Raw genomic sequence first — 15567 nt, 5'->3', positions numbered from 1 at the left:
CCAGCATCAGCTCACCACCCCGGATCCGCTCTTTCGCCACCACACCGCCCGGGCGCAGAACTTTCGAATTCCGGCACCTCTGGCCGGAAGGTTTCGCGTCGCGCCGGTCCAGGAATCGTGACGCATAGAACGGCAACAATCGCGCATTCACGCGTTACGCCTCTGTAAACGAATCCACGGTCATCGAGGCATATCCGGCGATGCCCGATCCCACACCGGCGGGCTGGCATAACGGGTGCCCGGTTCGGCGGCACTCGGTGACGTCGATCTTGACGGCGACCGGGACGGCGTGACCGGCGGCACTGACCGGCTGTGCGCGCCGGGCGAAGGACGGGAGCAGAAACCCGGTATCCGCTCCTCTCCCCCGGCCGCCATCGCCAGCCGTCGCCGGTCGTCCCGGGCGAGCGGGGTCCGGCCGGGAGCCCCACGCCAGGCCTCGCACCAGCCCAGCGCGGTGATGTCCGGCGAGGGCGAGGGCGAGGGCGACGGGGACGCCGGCCGGGTGGGGACCGGCCGGGACGAGGACGGAGCGGGGGTAGGAGCAGGGGACGGGCCTGTTCTCGGCGCTGGTACGCCCAGCGCCGAGAACAGGCGATGTGCGTGCTGCTGGGCATCCTGGGGGAGGTTGCCTGTCCGGGCCGCCACGGCGGTTCCGCCGAGGACAAGGAGAGCCAGGCCGGTCGCCACGGTCACGACACCGACCCGCGTCCTCGCCGGCCGCCGGGCGGCCCGGGCAGCACGGGTGCGATGCGCACGGAAGGCGGCGACCGCGGCCTTCTCGCCGGTGAGCTCGGACACCGCAGCGGGGGCACGGGCGGCGTCCAGGAGCTTCTTCAGTGCGGCGAGATCGGGACCAGCTGGGTCGCCGGCGACCAGGCGTTCGGCCTCGGCGGGGCCGATGCGGTGGATTCTTCTCGTACGCATCGCATGAAGAAGAGCGCGCGGGAGCCTCATCCTGTTACACCCCCCAGCGAACCGGCCAGCCGGCGCAGCCCGCGCATCGTGGCGATGCGCACCGCGCCGGGTCGTTTGCCCAGCACCCGGGCGGTGGCGGCGACGTCGAGGCCGGCCACCACCCGCAGCATCACGGCCTCGGCCTGGTCGGGCGGCAGGGTCGCGATCAACCCGACCGCCCACGCGGTGCCCTCGTCCTCGAGAGCGAGAGTGGCCGCATCCGGGCTGGCGGGCGGTTCCGAGATGGGAGTGGCGGTCCGGCGGCGCTTCTCATCCAGCCCCCGGTGCCGGGCGATCCGGAACAGCCACCCGCGAAACGCGCCCAGGTCACCGTGGAACCGGCCGAGATCGCGGATGACCTGCAACCACGTCTCGCTCGCGGCGTCCTCGGCCTGCTCACCGACCACCACCCGCAGATAGCGCAGAACGGCCGGCTGGAGACCGCGCCACAGGGTGGCGAAGCCGCGCGGGTCCCCGTCCTGGGCGGCGCGGAGCGCGTCCTCCAGGTCGATCTCGGTGGGTGGTCGCGTCGGGGCGGGACGGCGCACGAGGGGACTCCCGGGTGCTGGGGGGCTACCCGCTGCCTTACCCCTGAGGGAGCGCTGTGAATCTGCCCGAACCCCGGCCCGGCCGTCAGCGCGGATGTTGTCATGGCAGGGACACCTTCGCTGGAGGCCCCATGTTGTGGTCCGGTTCCGCACCCCTGACGGTCATGCGTGACAGCATGTGGGGCTTCCTGATGTTCGCCGGGGTGGCATGGCTGGCGATCGCGTGGAGCGTCCTGCGGCTGGAGCCGGTCGGCGTGGCCGAGGTGGCCGGGCCGGTGGTGCTGTTCGGCGCGCTGTGCGAGGGGGTGCGAGCGCTGGCCGGCACCCGCACCTGGTGGCTGAACGCGGGCATGGCCGGGCTGTTCACGGTGACCGGCGTGGTCCTGCTGCTCGATCCCGGTTCGAGCTATGCGACGCCGGCGTCCCTGGTGGGCTGGTTCCTGATGGTGCGGGGCGCGCTGGACATCGCGGTGTCGACGATGAACCGGGGCACCGACCGCACCTGGGGGCTGATGATGGCACTCGGGGTGACGCAGGCCGGGCTGGGCTTCTACGCGGCCGGTCCGCTCGCCCGCGCCGCCGACCCGATGATTCTGCTGCTCGGCGGGCTCGGGCTGCTACGTGCGGTGGCCGATCTGGTGACGGCGTTGCGGTTGCGGGAGGTTTCCGGCGTACGCCATGACGTTTTGCAGTTGTCACCGGAACGCGAAGCCGGAGTGGTCGGCTATTCGGCCGGCCGGGAGGATTTCGACGCCACGCCGCAGGCGGGCCGGGCCCGGCACCGGGCCGGCGGGGCACCGAAGGACTTCCACGACGAGGTGCTGCGAACCACCGCCGACCTGGACCTCATGCTTGCCCAGGCCGGCGTGTCGGCCACCGCGGCACACCACACGCCGGAGAACGACATTCCGGACGCGGTTGACGAAGAGGACGATTACCTGCGTTCGCCGACCCGGCGCAGCAGCCCTTCCTGAACGGCGCTCGCGATGTGCGTGCCGTCCCGGGTGAACATCCGCCCGGTGGCCAGGCCCCGGCTGCCCGAGGCGGACGGGCTGGTGCAGTCGTAGAGGAACCACTCGTCGGCCCGGAACGGCCGGTGCAGCCAGAGCGCGTGGTCGAGGCTCGCGCCGATCACGCCGCCCGGGCCCCACACCTCGCCGTGCGCCGACAGCACCGAGTCGAGCAGGGACAGGTCGGAGGCGTAGGCGAGCGCGCAGGCGTGGATCAGCGGGTCGTCCGGCAGCGTGCCGTTGATCCGCATCCAGACCCGCTGCTGCTCGCTGGCGCCCCGGTCACCGGGCGGCACCCAGCCCGGCACGCCCACGTACCGCACGTCGATGGCCTGCGGCGACGACGCGAAGATGCCGGCCCGGGACGGGTATTTCCGCACCCAGTCGGCCATCGTCGGCACCTCGTCGGGGCCGGGCACGTCGACCGGCGCCGGCAGGTAGTGGTCGAGGCCTTCCTCGCGCACCTGGAACGACGCCGACATGAAGAAGATCGTCCGGCCGTGCTGCTGGGCGGTGGACCGCCGCACCGAGAAGGACCGCCCGTCGCGGATCGTCTCGACGGTGAACTGGATCGGCTCGGTCGGGTCACCCGGCCGCACGAAATAGCCGTGCAACGAGTGCACCAACCGGGACGGGTCGACCGTGCGACCGGCCGCGACCAGGGCCTGACCGGCGACCTGGCCGCCGAAGACGCGCTGGGCACCGGTCTGCGGGCTCTCCCCCACGAACGTGGCCGCGTCGACCTGCTTCAGGTCGAGGATCTCGAGAAGCTGGTCGACGGCGGCCTGTCCGTGCAGCGGCAAGGTCACACCGCCGCCGGGTCGACGAGCGAACCGAGCTGGTGCACCCGCAGCGTGTTGGTGGAACCGGGGGCGTTCGGCGGGGAGCCGGCCACGACGACCACGTAGTCGCCGGGCTTGGCCAGGCCGAGCCCGAGCATCTTCGCGTCGACCTGCCGGAACATGTCGTCGGTGTGCTCCACGAAGTCGGTCAGGAACGTCTCGACGCCCCAGCTCAGCGCCAGCTGGTCGCGCACCTCGGCGACCGGGGTGAAGGCGAACAGCGGGAGCTCACAGTGCAGCCGGGCGAGCCGCCGCACGGTGTCACCGGTCTGCGAGAACGCCACCAGGGCCTTCGCGCCGATGTTGCGGGCGATCTGCGAGGCCGCGACGGTGAGCGCGCCACCGTGCGTGCGCGGGTCGTGCTGCAGGCGCGGGACCGGGATCGAGCCACCCTCGGTGGTCGTGACGATCTTGGCCATCGTGCTGACCGTGAGCACCGGGTACTTACCGACCGACGTCTCGCCGGAGAGCATGACCGCGTCGGTGCCGTCGAGCACGGCGTTGGCGACGTCGGAGGCCTCGGCGCGGGTCGGGCGCGAATTCTCGATCATCGAGTCGAGCATCTGGGTGGCCACGATGACCGGCTTCGCGTTCTCCCGGCAGAGCTGCACGGCGCGCTTCTGCACCAGCGGCACCTGGTCGAGCGGCAGCTCGACACCCAGGTCGCCGCGGGCCACCATGACGCCGTCGAAGGCGAGCACGATCTGCTCGAGGTGGTCGACCGCCTCGGGCTTCTCGACCTTGGCGATGACCGGGACGGTCTTGCCCTCCTCGGCCATGATGCTGTGCACGAGCTTGATGTCGTCGGGCGAGCGCACGAACGACAGGGCGACCAGGTCGACGCCGAGGCTGAGCGCGAAGCGCAGGTCCTGCTCGTCCTTTTCGCTCATCGCCGGCACGCTGACCGCGACGTTGGGCAGCGAGACGCCCTTGTTGTTGCTGACCGGGCCACCCTCGATGACCAGGCAGCGGATGTCGTGACCCTCGACCGCGGCGACCTCGACGGCGACCTTGCCGTCGTCGATCAGCAGGCGGTCGCCGACCTTGACCTCTTCCGGCAGCTTCGTGTAGGTGCAGGACACCCGGTCGGGCGTGCCGAGCACGTCGTCGCTGGTGATGGTGACCAGGTCACCGGTGCTCCACACGTGCGGCCCGTTCGCGAACTTCCCCAGCCGGATCTTCGGACCCTGCAGGTCGGCGAGGACGGCCACGGCCCGGCCGGTCTGCCGGGCGGCTTCCCGGACCAGCTCGTAGATCTTCTGGTGATCCTCGTGGCTGCCGTGACTGAAGTTCATACGGGCCACGTCCATGCCCGCCTCGACAAGCCCGAGCATGCGCTCGGCGGAGGCGGTGGCGGGGCCCATGGTGCAGACGATTTTTACGCGGCGTGTCACAGCCATCAGGCTAGTCTCTCTTTCGGATCGGCCCGGCGGCCGACCCCCGTCAACAGGGTGAACTCATCGGTTGGCGTGGGTCCTCGGGACAGACTCTCCTGGGTGTCTGGAGGGCGCGCATCGCCGTTCTAGCGGGCTTCAACGACCGCGCGCAACAGCTTATCCGCCTCGCTCACGCAAGTGCCGCGACAACCCCTCCCCCGGCCCGATGACAGGCCGTCGGACCCGGCCTTCCGACATCAGACCCGAGGCGTACGAGGGTGGATCGTCCCCGCCGAATCGGTCCGTCCCGGCCACCCGGACGCGACCCAGATGCGGCGAAAGGCCGAAAACGCGCCTTTCGCGCGAGGCGAGGGCCGGTCAGTTCCGGCTCGGACGCGGGCGGTCAGTTCCAGCTCGGACGACGGCGGTCAGTTCCAGCTCAGATGCGGAACGGCGACCGCGATCGGCCCGGCGTAGACGGAGGCGGCCGCGGCCAGGTGACCGGCCGGGTCGCTGCCCGGCCACAGATGGGTCAGCCACAGCGACCCGGCCCCGGCCCGATCGGCCAGCGTGCCCGCGTCGATCGCCGTGCTCAGCATGCCCACCATCCGCGGCGGCAACTCGGTGCGATGGGTCGCCTCGGCGATGAGCAGGTCGACGCCGGCCGCGAAGGCCGCGAACGGCTCGTGCGGACCGCCGTCCCCGGTGTAGGCGATGCTCACTCCCCCGCCGGTCACCCGCACCCCGGCGTTCGGCAGGAAGTGCGGCGTCGGCAGGGTGTCGACGGTCAGCGGCCCGATCGTGACCCGGCCCGGCACCGGCAGGTCGTGCCGCTGATAGGCGCCGTCGAGCGTGGCCGGCCCGTCCAGGGCGAGAATCGCGTCGAGCGCCCCGGGCGGCGCGTACAGCGGCAGCGACGCGGCCCGCGGCAACGACATCGCCCGGCTGCGCAGCAGCGGATGCAGGTCGGCGCAGTGGTCCGGATGCCCGTGGGTGATCAGCACGGCGTCGACCGCGGCCGCCGCGACATGCGCTAGCAGAGGCTGGTAGGTGGCATATCCGGGGTCGATCAGCAGGGTGAACCCGTCCAGCTGGACGAGATATCCGCTGCAACCCCGGTCCTTCTCCGGGAACGCCCCGGTCCCGCCGAGCACCGTGACACGCATCCGCCCACCGTACGGAAAACGCCGGCCCGTCGAAACGGGCCGGCGTCGTCGTCGGAAAAATCAGGCGCTGAGCGGCTGGGCGCTGGAGAGCACCGGTGCCGGTAGTTCGCCCTTCGCCCCCAGGTAGGAGTGGATGGCGGCGGCCGCCGACCGGCCCTCCGCGATCGCCCAGACCACCAGGGAGGCGCCCTTGTGCATGTCGCCGGCCACGAACACCCCGTCGGCCGAGGTCTGCCAGTTGGCGTCGGCGTCGAGCACGCCGCGGCGGTTGCGGTCGATGCCGAACTGCTCCAGCAGCGGCTGCTGCTCGGTGCCCTCGAAACCGATCGCCAGCAGCACCAGCTCGGCCCGCAGGTCGCGCTCGCTGCCCTCGGTGATCGTCACCGTGCGTACGCCGTCGATCCGCTCGACCACGACGTCCGCGATCCGGATCGCCGCGACGTTGCCCTCGCCGTCGTCCACGAACTCCTGCACGGCGACGCCGAAGACGCGGTCGCCGCCCTCCTCGTGGGCCGGGTAGTTGCGCAGGATGACCGGCCAGGTCGGCCACGGGTGCAGGTCGGCCGCGCGGGCCTCGGGGGGCAACGGGTACTGGTCGAGCTGGATCACATTGGCCGCGCCCTGCCGGTGCGCGACGCCGAGGCAGTCGGCGCCGGTGTCGCCGCCGCCGATGATCACGACGTGCTTGCCGGCCGCGTCGATCGGGGTGCTCTCCTGCAGGCCCGCCACCACCCGGTTGGCCGGGACCAGATGCTCCATCGCCAGGTGCACGCCGTTCAGCGAGCGCCCGGGCGTCGCCGGGGTGTCCCGGCCGGCCAGGGCACCGGCCGCGAGCAGCACCGCGTCGAACCGCTCGCGCAGGTCGTCGGCGGTGATGTCGACGCCCACGTTCACGCCGGTCTGGAAGACGACGCCCTCGGCCTCCATCTGGGCCAGCCGCGCGTCCACCACCGACTTCTCGATCTTGAAGTCGGGGATGCCATAACGCAGAAGGCCGCCGATGCGGTCGTCGCGCTCGAAGACCGTGACCGCGTGCCCGGCCCGCGCCAGCTGCTGCGCGGCGGCCAGGCCGGCCGGGCCGGAACCGACGACGGCGACCTTGAAGCCGGAGGGCAGCGGCGCCGGCTGCGGCGTGACGTAGCCGAGGTCGAACGCGTGGTTGGCGATCTCCACCTCGACCTGCTTGATGGTCACCGGGTCGTCCGAGATGCCCAGCACGCAGGCGGCCTCGCACGGCGCCGGGCAGAGCCGGCCGGTGAACTCCGGGAAGTTGTTGGTGGCGTGCAGCGACTCGGCCGCCGACTGCCACGCCCCGGTGCGGACCAGGTCGTTCCAGTCCGGGATGCGGTTGCCCAGCGGGCAGCCCTCGTGGCAGAACGGGATGCCGCAGTCCATGCAGCGGGTGGCCTGGTCGCGGATGAGGTCCTCGCCGGCGGGCGGGTAGACCTCCCGCCAGTCGCGGATCCGCACCGGCACCGGGCGCCGCTTGGGCAGCTGCCGCTCGTAGCGGAGGAAACCGTTCGGATCAGGCACTCTTGACCCCCATGACCGCCTCGTCGACGTTGCGACCGGCGGCTTCGGCGGTCCTGATCAGTTCCATCACACGCTTGTAGTCGCGCGGCACCACGGCGGTGAACCGGTCGACCGCTGCCGGCCAGTCGGCCAGCAGTTTCTCGGCCACCGCCGAGCCGGTCTCGGCCAGGTGCTTGTCCACCAGGCCGCGCAGCACGACCTGCTCGTCGCCGGTGAGCGGGGCCAGGTCGACCAGTTCCGGGTTGACCCGGGTCGGCATCAGGTCGAGCACGAACGCCGTGCCGCCGCTCATGCCGGCCGCGAAGTTGCGGCCGGTCGGACCGAGCACCACCACGGTGCCGCCGGTCATGTACTCGCAGCCGTGGTCACCGACGCCTTCGACGACGGCCGCGGCGCCCGAGTTGCGGACCGCGAAACGTTCACCGGCCCGGCCACGAAGGTAAAGCTCGCCGGTGGTCGCCCCGTACAGGATGGTGTTACCCGCGATGATGTTGTCCTCGGCCACGAACGGCGCGTTCTCGTCGGGCCGCACGATCACCCGGCCGCCGGAGAGTCCCTTGGCGACGTAGTCGTTGGTGTCGCCGATCAGCCGCAGGGTCACGCCGCGCGGCAGGAACGCGCCGAACGACTGGCCGCCGGTGCCGCGCAGAGTGAACTCGATGGTGTCGTCGGGCAGGCCGGCACCGCCGAAGCGGCGGGTCACCTCGCCGCCGAGCATCGCGCCGACGCTGCGGTTCTCGTTGCGGACCGCCAGTTCCTCGGCCACCTTGAGCTCGCTGGTCAGGGCCGGCTGGGCCAGCTCGATCAGCTTGTTGTCGAGGGCCTTGTCGAGGCCGTGGTCCTGGGCGACCACGCCGCGCCGGGCCGCGCCCTCGGGCAGTTCGGGCACGAACAAGATGGGCGACAGGTCGAGACCCTTCGCCTTCCAGTGGTCGACGGCCGGCTTGATGTCCAGCACCTCGGCGTGGCCGATCGCCTCGTCGATGGTCCGGAAGCCCAGCTCGGCCAGGATCTCGCGGACCTCCTCGGCCATGAAGAGGAAGAAGTTCTCCACGAACTCGGGCTTGCCGGTGAAGCGCTCGCGCAGCACCGGGTTCTGCGTGGCGATGCCGACCGGGCAGGTGTCCAGGTGGCAGACCCGCATCATGATGCAGCCGGAGACGATCAGCGGAGCGGTCGCGAAGCCGAACTCCTCGGCGCCCAGCAGGGCCGCGATCACCACGTCCCGGCCGGTCTTGAGCTGGCCGTCGACCTGCACGGTGACCCGGTCGCGCAGCTTGTTGAGCAGCAGCGTCTGCTGCGCTTCGGCCAGGCCCAGCTCCCACGGGGAACCGGCGTGCTTGAGCGAGTTGAGCGGGGACGCGCCGGTGCCGCCGTCGTGCCCGGAGATCAGGATGACGTCGGCCTTCAGCTTCGCGACGCCGGCCGCGACCGTGCCCACGCCGATCTCGCTGACCAGTTTCACGTGCACCCGGGACTGCGGGTTGACGTTCTTCAGGTCATGGACGAGCTGCGCGAGGTCCTCGATGGAGTAGATGTCGTGGTGCGGCGGCGGGGAGATCAGACCGATGCCCGGGGTGGTGTGCCGGGTCTTGGCGATCCACGGCCACACCTTGTTGCCGGCCAGCTGGCCGCCCTCGCCCGGCTTCGCGCCCTGCGCCATCTTGATCTGCAGGTCGTCCGCGTTGACCAGGTATTCGCTGGTCACGCCGAAGCGGCCGGAAGCCACCTGCTTGACCGCGGAGCGGCGCTGCGGGTCGTAGAGGCGGTCGGGGTCCTCGCCGCCCTCGCCGGTGTTCGACTTGCCGCCGATCCGGTTCATGGCGATCGCCAGGGTCTCGTGCGACTCGGCCGAGATCGAGCCGTACGACATGGCGCCGGTCGCGAACCGCTTGACGATCTCGCTGACCGGTTCCACCTCGTCGAGCGGCACCGGCGTACGCGTCTTGAACTCGAACAGCCCGCGGAGCGAGCCCGCCTGCGCGGCCAGCGAGTCGACCTTCTCGGTGTATTTACGGAAGACGTCGTACTGCTTGGACCGGGTCGCGTGCTGGAGCAGGAACACCGTCTCGGGGTTGAACAGGTGCAGTTCGCCCTCGCGGCGCCACTGGTATTCCCCGCCGACCTCGAGCCGACGGTGGCTGCGCTCGGCCGGGTTGGCCGGGTACGCCTTCTCGTGCCGCGCCTTGACCTCGGCGTGGATCTCGGCGAGCCCGGATCCGCCGATCCGCCCGCTGGTGCCGGCGAAATAGCGCTGCAGCAGCTTGTTGTCCAGACCGACGGCCTCGAACACCTGGGCGCCGCAGTACGACGAGACGGTCGAGATGCCCATCTTCGACATGATCTTCAGGACGCCCTTGCCGAGCGCCTTGACGTAGTTGCGGACCGCGGCGCGCGGGTCGAGCCCGGCGAGCGACCCGGTCGCGATCAGGTCGTCGACCGACTCGAACGCGAGGTACGGGTTGATCGCGGCGGCGCCGAAGCCGATCAGCGTCGCGGCGTGGTGCACCTCGCGGCAGTCGCCGGCCTCCACGACCAGCGCCACCTGGGTGCGGGTCTGCTCGCGCACCAGGTGCTGGTGCACCGCGGCGGTGAGCAGCAGCGACGGGATCGGCGCCAGCTCGGCGTTGGAGTCCCGGTCGGACAGCACCAGGATGCGCACGCCGTCCTCGATCGCCTCCGACACGTGCCGGCAGATCTGGGTGAGCCGGGCCTTGATGCCGGCCGCGCCGTCGCGCAGCGGGTAGAGACCGGAGACCCGGACCGCCTTGAAACCGGGCAGGTCGCCGTCCTCGTCGATGGAGAGCAGCTTGGCCAGCTCGTCGTTGTCGATCACCGGGTAGGGCAGCACGATCTGCCGGCAGGACGCCGGGCCCGGGTCGAGCAGGTTGCCCTCCGGCCCGATCGTCGCGGCCAGGCTGGTGACCAGCTCTTCCCGGATCGCGTCCAGCGGCGGGTTGGTGACCTGCGCGAACAGCTGGTGGAAGTAGTCGAACAGCAGCCGCGGCCGGGTGGACAGCGGCGAGATCGGGGTGTCCGTACCCATCGAACCGAGCGGCTCGGCCCCGGTCCGCGCCATCGGCGCCACCAGGATCTTCAGCTCCTCCTCGGTGTAGCCGAACACCTGCTGGCGGCGGGTCACCGAGTCGTGCGTGTAGATGACGTGCTCGCGCGGCGGCAGGTCGGCCAGGTTGATCAGCCCGGCGTGCAGCCACTCGTCGTACGGCTGCGCGGCGGCCAGGCCGGCCTTGATCTCGTCGTCGTGCACGATCCGGCCCTGCTCGGTGTCGACCAGGAACATCTTGCCCGGCTGGAGCCGTCCCTTGGCGACCACGGTGGCCGGGTCGAGGTCGAGCACGCCCGCCTCGGAACCGAGCACGACCAGGCCGTCGGCGGTGTGCCACCAGCGCCCCGGCCGCAGGCCGTTGCGGTCGAGCACCGCGCCGATCGACGAGCCGTCGGTGAACGCGACCGCGGCCGGCCCGTCCCACGGCTCCATCAACGACGCGTGGAAGCGGTAGAACGCGCGCCGCTTCGGCTCCATCCCCGGGTCGTTCTCCCAGGCCTCCGGGATCATCATCATCATCGCGTGCGGGAGCGACCGGCCGGCCAGGTGCAGCAGTTCGAGCACCTCGTCGAAGCTGGCCGAGTCGGACGCCTCCGGCGTGTTGATCGGGAACAGCCGCTTGATGCTGCCGGGCAGCACGGTCGACTGGAGCAGCGCCTCGCGGGCCGCCATCCAGTTCTTGTTGCCGCGGATCGTGTTGATCTCGCCGTTGTGCGCGATGAAACGGTACGGGTGGGCCAGCGGCCAGGACGGGAACGTGTTCGTCGAGAACCGGGAGTGCACCAGGGCGATCGCGCTGGCGACCCGCTCGTCGGTCAGGTCCGGGAAGAACTCCGGCAACTGGTCGGGCGTGAGCATGCCCTTGTAGGTGATGGTGCGCCCGGACAGCGACGGGAAGTAGGCACCCACGCCACGCTGCGACGACTCCCGCTCGGCCTGCTTGCGGATGGTGAAGGCGACCCGGTCGAGCTCGATGCCGCTCAGCGGCTCGTCCTTCGGACCGGCGGCGGTCTCGGTGAGCCGGTGCGCGGCCAGGAAAACCTGCTTGATGTACGGGCGGGCCTCGTCGGCCGTGGCACCGAGACCGTCGGGCCGCACCGGGACATCTCGCCAGCCGAGCACCTCGCCGCCCTCGACCAGGGCGTACTTCTCGAAGATCTTGATGGCGCGAGCCTGCGCGGCCGGGTCGTTGGGCAGGAAGACCAGCCCGGTGGCGTAGCCGCCGGCCGCGGGCAGGTCGATCCCGGTGGTTTCGCGGTAGAACGCGTCCGGGACCTGAATCATGATCCCGGCGCCGTCGCCGGTGTTGTACTCGGCGCCGCGGGCGCCCCGGTGGTCGAGGCGGATCAGCGCCGACAGGCCCTTGGCGACCACATCATGGGAGCGGCGACCGTGCAGATCGGCCACGAAAGCCACACCGCAGGCGTCTCGCTCGGAGGACGGGTCGTAAAGCCCCTGGGGGTGCGGAAAAGCCACCGGGCCTCCTGTCGTCGCTGGTGTTTCGAATCAAGGTCGGGACGACGTCGGCCCTGCAAAGTCTCTAGAGTCTACGTTAAGGGGCACCGATCTCCGCCAGTTCGGATGGATCACACTTGGATCGGTGTAAATCGCCCATCTAGGCAGAAATCAAAAGGCCCACAACGCGTACGGCGCGACAACGCGGCGAATTGGGTAGTCTCGCGCGGTGGCGCAACCGGATACCGACGTCTTCGTCAGGCTCGAGCGTTTCTATGACGCTCTCCCCCGACCCTACGCACGTGTCGAAGACTTCGGGGGGCTGGTGCTTTTCGTCCGCGAGGGCGACGGGTGGCCCTACTACGCCCGGCCCCGGATAGGGGCGGAGACGCCTTCTGCCGCCGATATTACTGCCGTTCGCCGCCGGCAACGAGAGCTGGGCGTGCCCGAGGCTTTCGAATGGGTCCACGAGACGACGCCCGACCTGCTCGCGGTGGCCCGCTCGGCCGGCCTCGAGGTGCTGCTCGCCCCGCTGCTGACCCTGGACCCGGCCGCCCTCGTCCCCGACCTCCCGGTGCGCGACGCCACCGTCTCGGTGCTCGACCCGGCAGCGGCGAGCTACGCCATCGACCTGGCCATCACCCGCGCGGTGGCCCAGCTGGCCTTCGGCAACCCGCCGCACGCGAGCCCGCTGGAAGAGGTGGTCGCGATCGCCGGCCCCACCGAGACGACGCTGGTCACCGGGGTGGCCGGGCCCGCCGAGCGGGACGCCGCCGTGACGGAGCTGAGCCCCGCCGTGGTGGCGGGTTTCCGCGAGCGCGCGGCGTCGGGCGGCTACCACACCGCCGTGGTGGTGTCCCCGACCGAGGGAATCCTGGCCACCGGCGCCCTGATGCGGTCCGGCGACGTGGCCGAGATCGCCGGGGTGGCGACGCTGCCCGCCGCGCGCGGCCGCGGCTACGCCTCCCAGCTGACCGCGACCCTGGCCCGCCAGGCCCTCAACGACGGCGTCCACCTGGTCTTCCTGTCAGCCGGCGACGACGACGTGGCCCGCCTCTACACCAAGGTCGGCTTCCGCCGGCAGGGCACGGCGTGCATCGCCGAGCCGGCTACCGCCCAGCTCTGATCGCTTACGCCGGCGGTCCCAGGCGGCCGCTCAGTCCGGCCGGCCCAGGCGGCCGCTCAGTCCGGCGGGGTCCAGTCGGCCTGGAGTTGGGTGTGGTTGCCCAGGATGCGGGGCCGCATGTGGTTGAGCGCGGCATCCCGGGCCCGCAGCGCGAGCCGCCCCCGGGCCTGCACCACCGCCGACATCCGCCGGGTCTGCCGCACCACGCTGGTGGTGCGGGGCCGGCGGGTGCGGCTGAAGGTCTCGATGGCCGCGATCAGGTCGGGCCCGGGCCGGACGTCCGCGACCAGGGACCGCAGCGTGGCCGCGTCCTCGAAGGCCAGGCAGGCGCCCTGTCCGAGGTGGTGCGGCATGGCGTGGGCGGCATCACCGAGCAGGACCACACCCCCGGGACCGGAACCGAAGCCGTACGCCCGGGGCAGCGGCCGCAGCTCGCGCACCTCCTGCGGCACCAGGTCCTCGGGGTGGGTCGCCGCCAGCAGATCGCCGACCGGGGCGTGCCAGCTCGCGAACCAGCGCTGGAGCAGCGCCAGCTGGGTGGCGGGCGACTCGGGCCGGGGCGCTCCGGCCGCGGTGGCCACCCAGTAGACCCCGCCCTTGCCGGCCGCCCGCTCGCCGAGCGGGATGGAGACGAAGCGGTAACCGGCGCCCAGGGTCTCGCCGCCGGCCGCCTGTTCCCCGGTCAGGCGCGGCACCCGGTAACCGGGGACGACCGCCTGCCAGGCCGCGAAGCCGGAACCCACGGCCACCGACTCGGGGGCCAGCACGCGCCGGATCGGGCTGTCGATGCCGTCGGCCGCCACCACCAGGTCGGCCTCGAGGAAGGTGCGGCCGTCGCTCACCGAGGGCCGCTGGCGGCGCCCGACCCGTACGGTCGTCACGGCGAAGCCGGTGCGGATCTCCACCCGGTCGCCGAGGCCGGCGACCAGCGCGTCGTACAGGTCCTCCAGATGCACGACCGCGGGGGCCGGCCCGGCCCCGGTGCGGCCACGCGGCCCGACCAGCCACTGGCCGTCCGGCCGCCGCACGCCGCCGTCCGGCAGCGGTGACGCGATGGCCGACCAGCCGCCGTCCGGGTCCAGCGACTCCAGGGCACGACGCCCGTTGGACCACAGCACCAGCGCGGTCGGCGGGGCCGCCACCCGCTCACCGCGTTCGAGCAGTGTCACCTGCCAGCCGGCGCGCGACAGGGCGCCCGCGGTGGCCAACCCGGCCATTCCCGCGCCCACCACCACCGCTGTGCGCACGCCGACCGGCCCGCGGATCAGTTCTCGTCGGTGCGGGAGGCGGGTGGCTCGGCGTCGCTCGTGCCCTCGTGGCCGTTGCCCGCGGCGGCGCCGGTGGCCAGCACCGCCTCGCCCACTCCGGCCGGCCCGGCCGGGTCGGCCGCGTCGTGCGGGTGGGCGCCGGCGGCAACCTCCAGCGCGACGTCCTCCTCGGTGTCGGGCGGCAGCACGCCGGTGCGCCGGTAGGCCTCGAAGCGGGCCTCGCTGACCACCTGGTAGCTCTTCGGCGCCCGCTGCGGCTCGGTGCTCGCCGACACGTCGACCTGCGAGACGTCGCTCTCGGCACCGGCCACCGGCGCGGTCTCCGGCGCGTCGTCCGGCACCACGTAGGCCCGTGGGCCACGGGCCACCACGAAGTAGATCGCCGCCAGCAGGAACACCACGATCGCGGTGAACACGTTGAGCCGGATGCCGAAGATCTTGTTGGCCTCGTCGATGCGGAGCATCTCGATCCAGAAGCGACCGGCCGTGTAGGCCATCACGTACAGCGCGAAGGCCCGCCCGCGGCCGAACTTGAACCTCCGGTCGAGCGCCCAGACCAACCCGGCCACCCCGAGGTCCCAGATCGCCTCGTACAGGAAGGTCGGATGGTAGAGGCCGGTCTTGGTCACCGCCTCGCCGTCGATCACGGTGGCGTGCCCCGGATTGGACGTGTCCATGTCGTGCACCCGCAGACCCCACGGGAGCGTGGTGGCCTTGCCGTACAGCTCGTTGTTGAACCAGTTGCCGAAGCGGCCGATGGCCTGCGCGACCGGCAGGGCCGGCGCCAGCGAGTCGGCGAAGATCGCGAACGGCAGTCCGAGCTGGCGGGCGGCGATCCACGCGCCCACCGCCCCGCCGGCCACCGCGCCCCAGATGCCGAGGCCGCCCTCCCAGATGTAGAGGGCCCGGACCGGGTCACCGCCGGCGCCGAAGTAGTCCTGCGGGGAAGTGGCCAGGTGGTAGAGCCGAGCTCCGATGATGCCCAGCGGCACCGCCCACACGGCCATGTCGAGGGACGCCCAAGGCGCCACCCCGCGCCGGCGCAGGCGCACCTCCATGAGCAGGACGGCGGCGACGATGCCCAGGACGATGCAGAGCGCGTACGCCCGGATGGGCAGGCCGAGAACGTGCCAGACGGACGTTGTCGGGCTCGGGATCGCAGCAAAGTTCACGGGTGCACACGCTACCGTCGCGACGCTCGCCATGGTCGCCCAGGGCGGGC

11 protein-coding genes are annotated in these 15567 nt (G+C 71.8%); 2 read left to right on the top strand and 9 right to left on the bottom strand.

What is annotated here, in order from left to right:
* Positions 1–180 precede the first annotated feature (180 nt).
* On the bottom strand, positions 181–924 hold the full coding sequence (locus Ato02nite_RS40960) for a hypothetical protein (protein WP_213012091.1): 744 nt from the start codon (positions 922–924) through the stop codon (positions 181–183).
* Between the two features lie 26 nt (positions 925–950).
* Positions 951–1502: an RNA polymerase sigma factor gene (locus tag Ato02nite_RS40955; protein WP_213012090.1), complete on the bottom strand. Its 552-nt coding sequence runs from the start codon at positions 1500–1502 to the stop codon at positions 951–953.
* A gap of 164 nt (positions 1503–1666) precedes the next feature.
* On the opposite strand from Ato02nite_RS40955, the gene Ato02nite_RS40950 reads away from it, so the two are divergent.
* Positions 1667–2476: a DUF308 domain-containing protein gene (locus Ato02nite_RS40950; RefSeq protein ID WP_246608016.1), complete on the top strand. Its 810-nt coding sequence runs from the start codon at positions 1667–1669 to the stop codon at positions 2474–2476.
* Here the strand turns inward: Ato02nite_RS40950 and Ato02nite_RS40945 are convergent.
* The 5 genes from Ato02nite_RS40945 to gltB all read right to left on the bottom strand — a co-directional run bounded on the left by Ato02nite_RS40945 (position 2437) and on the right by gltB (position 11972).
* Positions 2437–3321: an acyl-CoA thioesterase gene (locus Ato02nite_RS40945; RefSeq protein ID WP_213012089.1), complete on the bottom strand. Its 885-nt coding sequence runs from the start codon at positions 3319–3321 to the stop codon at positions 2437–2439. The two genes, Ato02nite_RS40950 and Ato02nite_RS40945, sit on opposite strands and share 40 nt — an antisense overlap.
* Positions 3318–4754 (bottom strand): pyruvate kinase, encoded by a 1437-nt coding sequence (gene pyk / locus Ato02nite_RS40940; RefSeq protein ID WP_213012088.1) that lies wholly within the window; start codon positions 4752–4754, stop codon positions 3318–3320. Before pyk ends, Ato02nite_RS40945 begins: the two co-directional genes overlap by 4 nt.
* A 404-nt stretch (positions 4755–5158) precedes the next feature.
* Positions 5159–5896: an MBL fold metallo-hydrolase gene (locus tag Ato02nite_RS40935; protein WP_213012087.1), complete on the bottom strand. Its 738-nt coding sequence runs from the start codon at positions 5894–5896 to the stop codon at positions 5159–5161.
* Between the two features lie 60 nt (positions 5897–5956).
* Entirely contained in the window at positions 5957–7429 is a 1473-nt protein-coding gene (locus tag Ato02nite_RS40930) for a glutamate synthase subunit beta (protein ID WP_213012086.1), read from the bottom strand.
* Positions 7422–11972 (bottom strand): glutamate synthase large subunit, encoded by a 4551-nt coding sequence (gene gltB, locus Ato02nite_RS40925; protein WP_213012085.1) that lies wholly within the window; start codon positions 11970–11972, stop codon positions 7422–7424. The genes Ato02nite_RS40930 and gltB overlap by 8 nt, the downstream gene beginning before the upstream one ends.
* 421 nt (positions 11973–12393) lie before the next feature.
* On the opposite strand from gltB, the gene Ato02nite_RS40920 reads away from it, so the two are divergent.
* Entirely contained in the window at positions 12394–13077 is a 684-nt protein-coding gene (locus Ato02nite_RS40920) for a GNAT family N-acetyltransferase (protein WP_307854227.1), read from the top strand.
* Between the two features lie 56 nt (positions 13078–13133).
* Here the strand turns inward: Ato02nite_RS40920 and Ato02nite_RS40915 are convergent, their stop codons facing one another.
* Both Ato02nite_RS40915 and lgt read right to left on the bottom strand, forming a co-directional pair.
* A complete protein-coding gene (locus Ato02nite_RS40915; protein ID WP_213012083.1) occupies positions 13134–14324 on the bottom strand; it encodes an FAD-dependent oxidoreductase in 1191 nt (396 codons plus the stop codon).
* Positions 14325–14341: 17 nt separating this feature from the next.
* A complete protein-coding gene (gene lgt, locus Ato02nite_RS40910; RefSeq protein ID WP_213012082.1) occupies positions 14342–15550 on the bottom strand; it encodes a prolipoprotein diacylglyceryl transferase in 1209 nt (402 codons plus the stop codon).
* Positions 15551–15567: the final 17 nt, after the last annotated feature.

The sequence above is a fragment of the Paractinoplanes toevensis genome (genome assembly GCF_018332695.1).
Classification (GTDB): Bacteria; Actinomycetota; Actinomycetes; order Mycobacteriales; family Micromonosporaceae; genus Actinoplanes; species Actinoplanes toevensis.
The sequence above is the reverse complement of the archived record's forward strand: the minus strand, read 5'-3'. Positions and strand labels throughout refer to the sequence as shown.

What these genes read in the sequence shown, in the direction of transcription:
- Ato02nite_RS40960 (WP_213012091.1), bottom strand. Translation starts at nt 924, where the DNA reads ATGCGTACGAGAAGAATCCACCGCATCGGCCCCGCCGAGGCCGAACGC.
- Ato02nite_RS40950 (WP_246608016.1), top strand. Translation starts at nt 1,667, where the DNA reads ATGCGTGACAGCATGTGGGGCTTCCTGATGTTCGCCGGGGTGGCATGG.
- pyk (WP_213012088.1), bottom strand. Translation starts at nt 4,754, where the DNA reads ATGGCTGTGACACGCCGCGTAAAAATCGTCTGCACCATGGGCCCCGCC.
- Ato02nite_RS40935 (WP_213012087.1), bottom strand. Translation starts at nt 5,896, where the DNA reads ATGCGTGTCACGGTGCTCGGCGGGACCGGGGCGTTCCCGGAGAAGGAC.
- lgt (WP_213012082.1), bottom strand. Translation starts at nt 15,550, where the DNA reads ATGGCGAGCGTCGCGACGGTAGCGTGTGCACCCGTGAACTTTGCTGCG.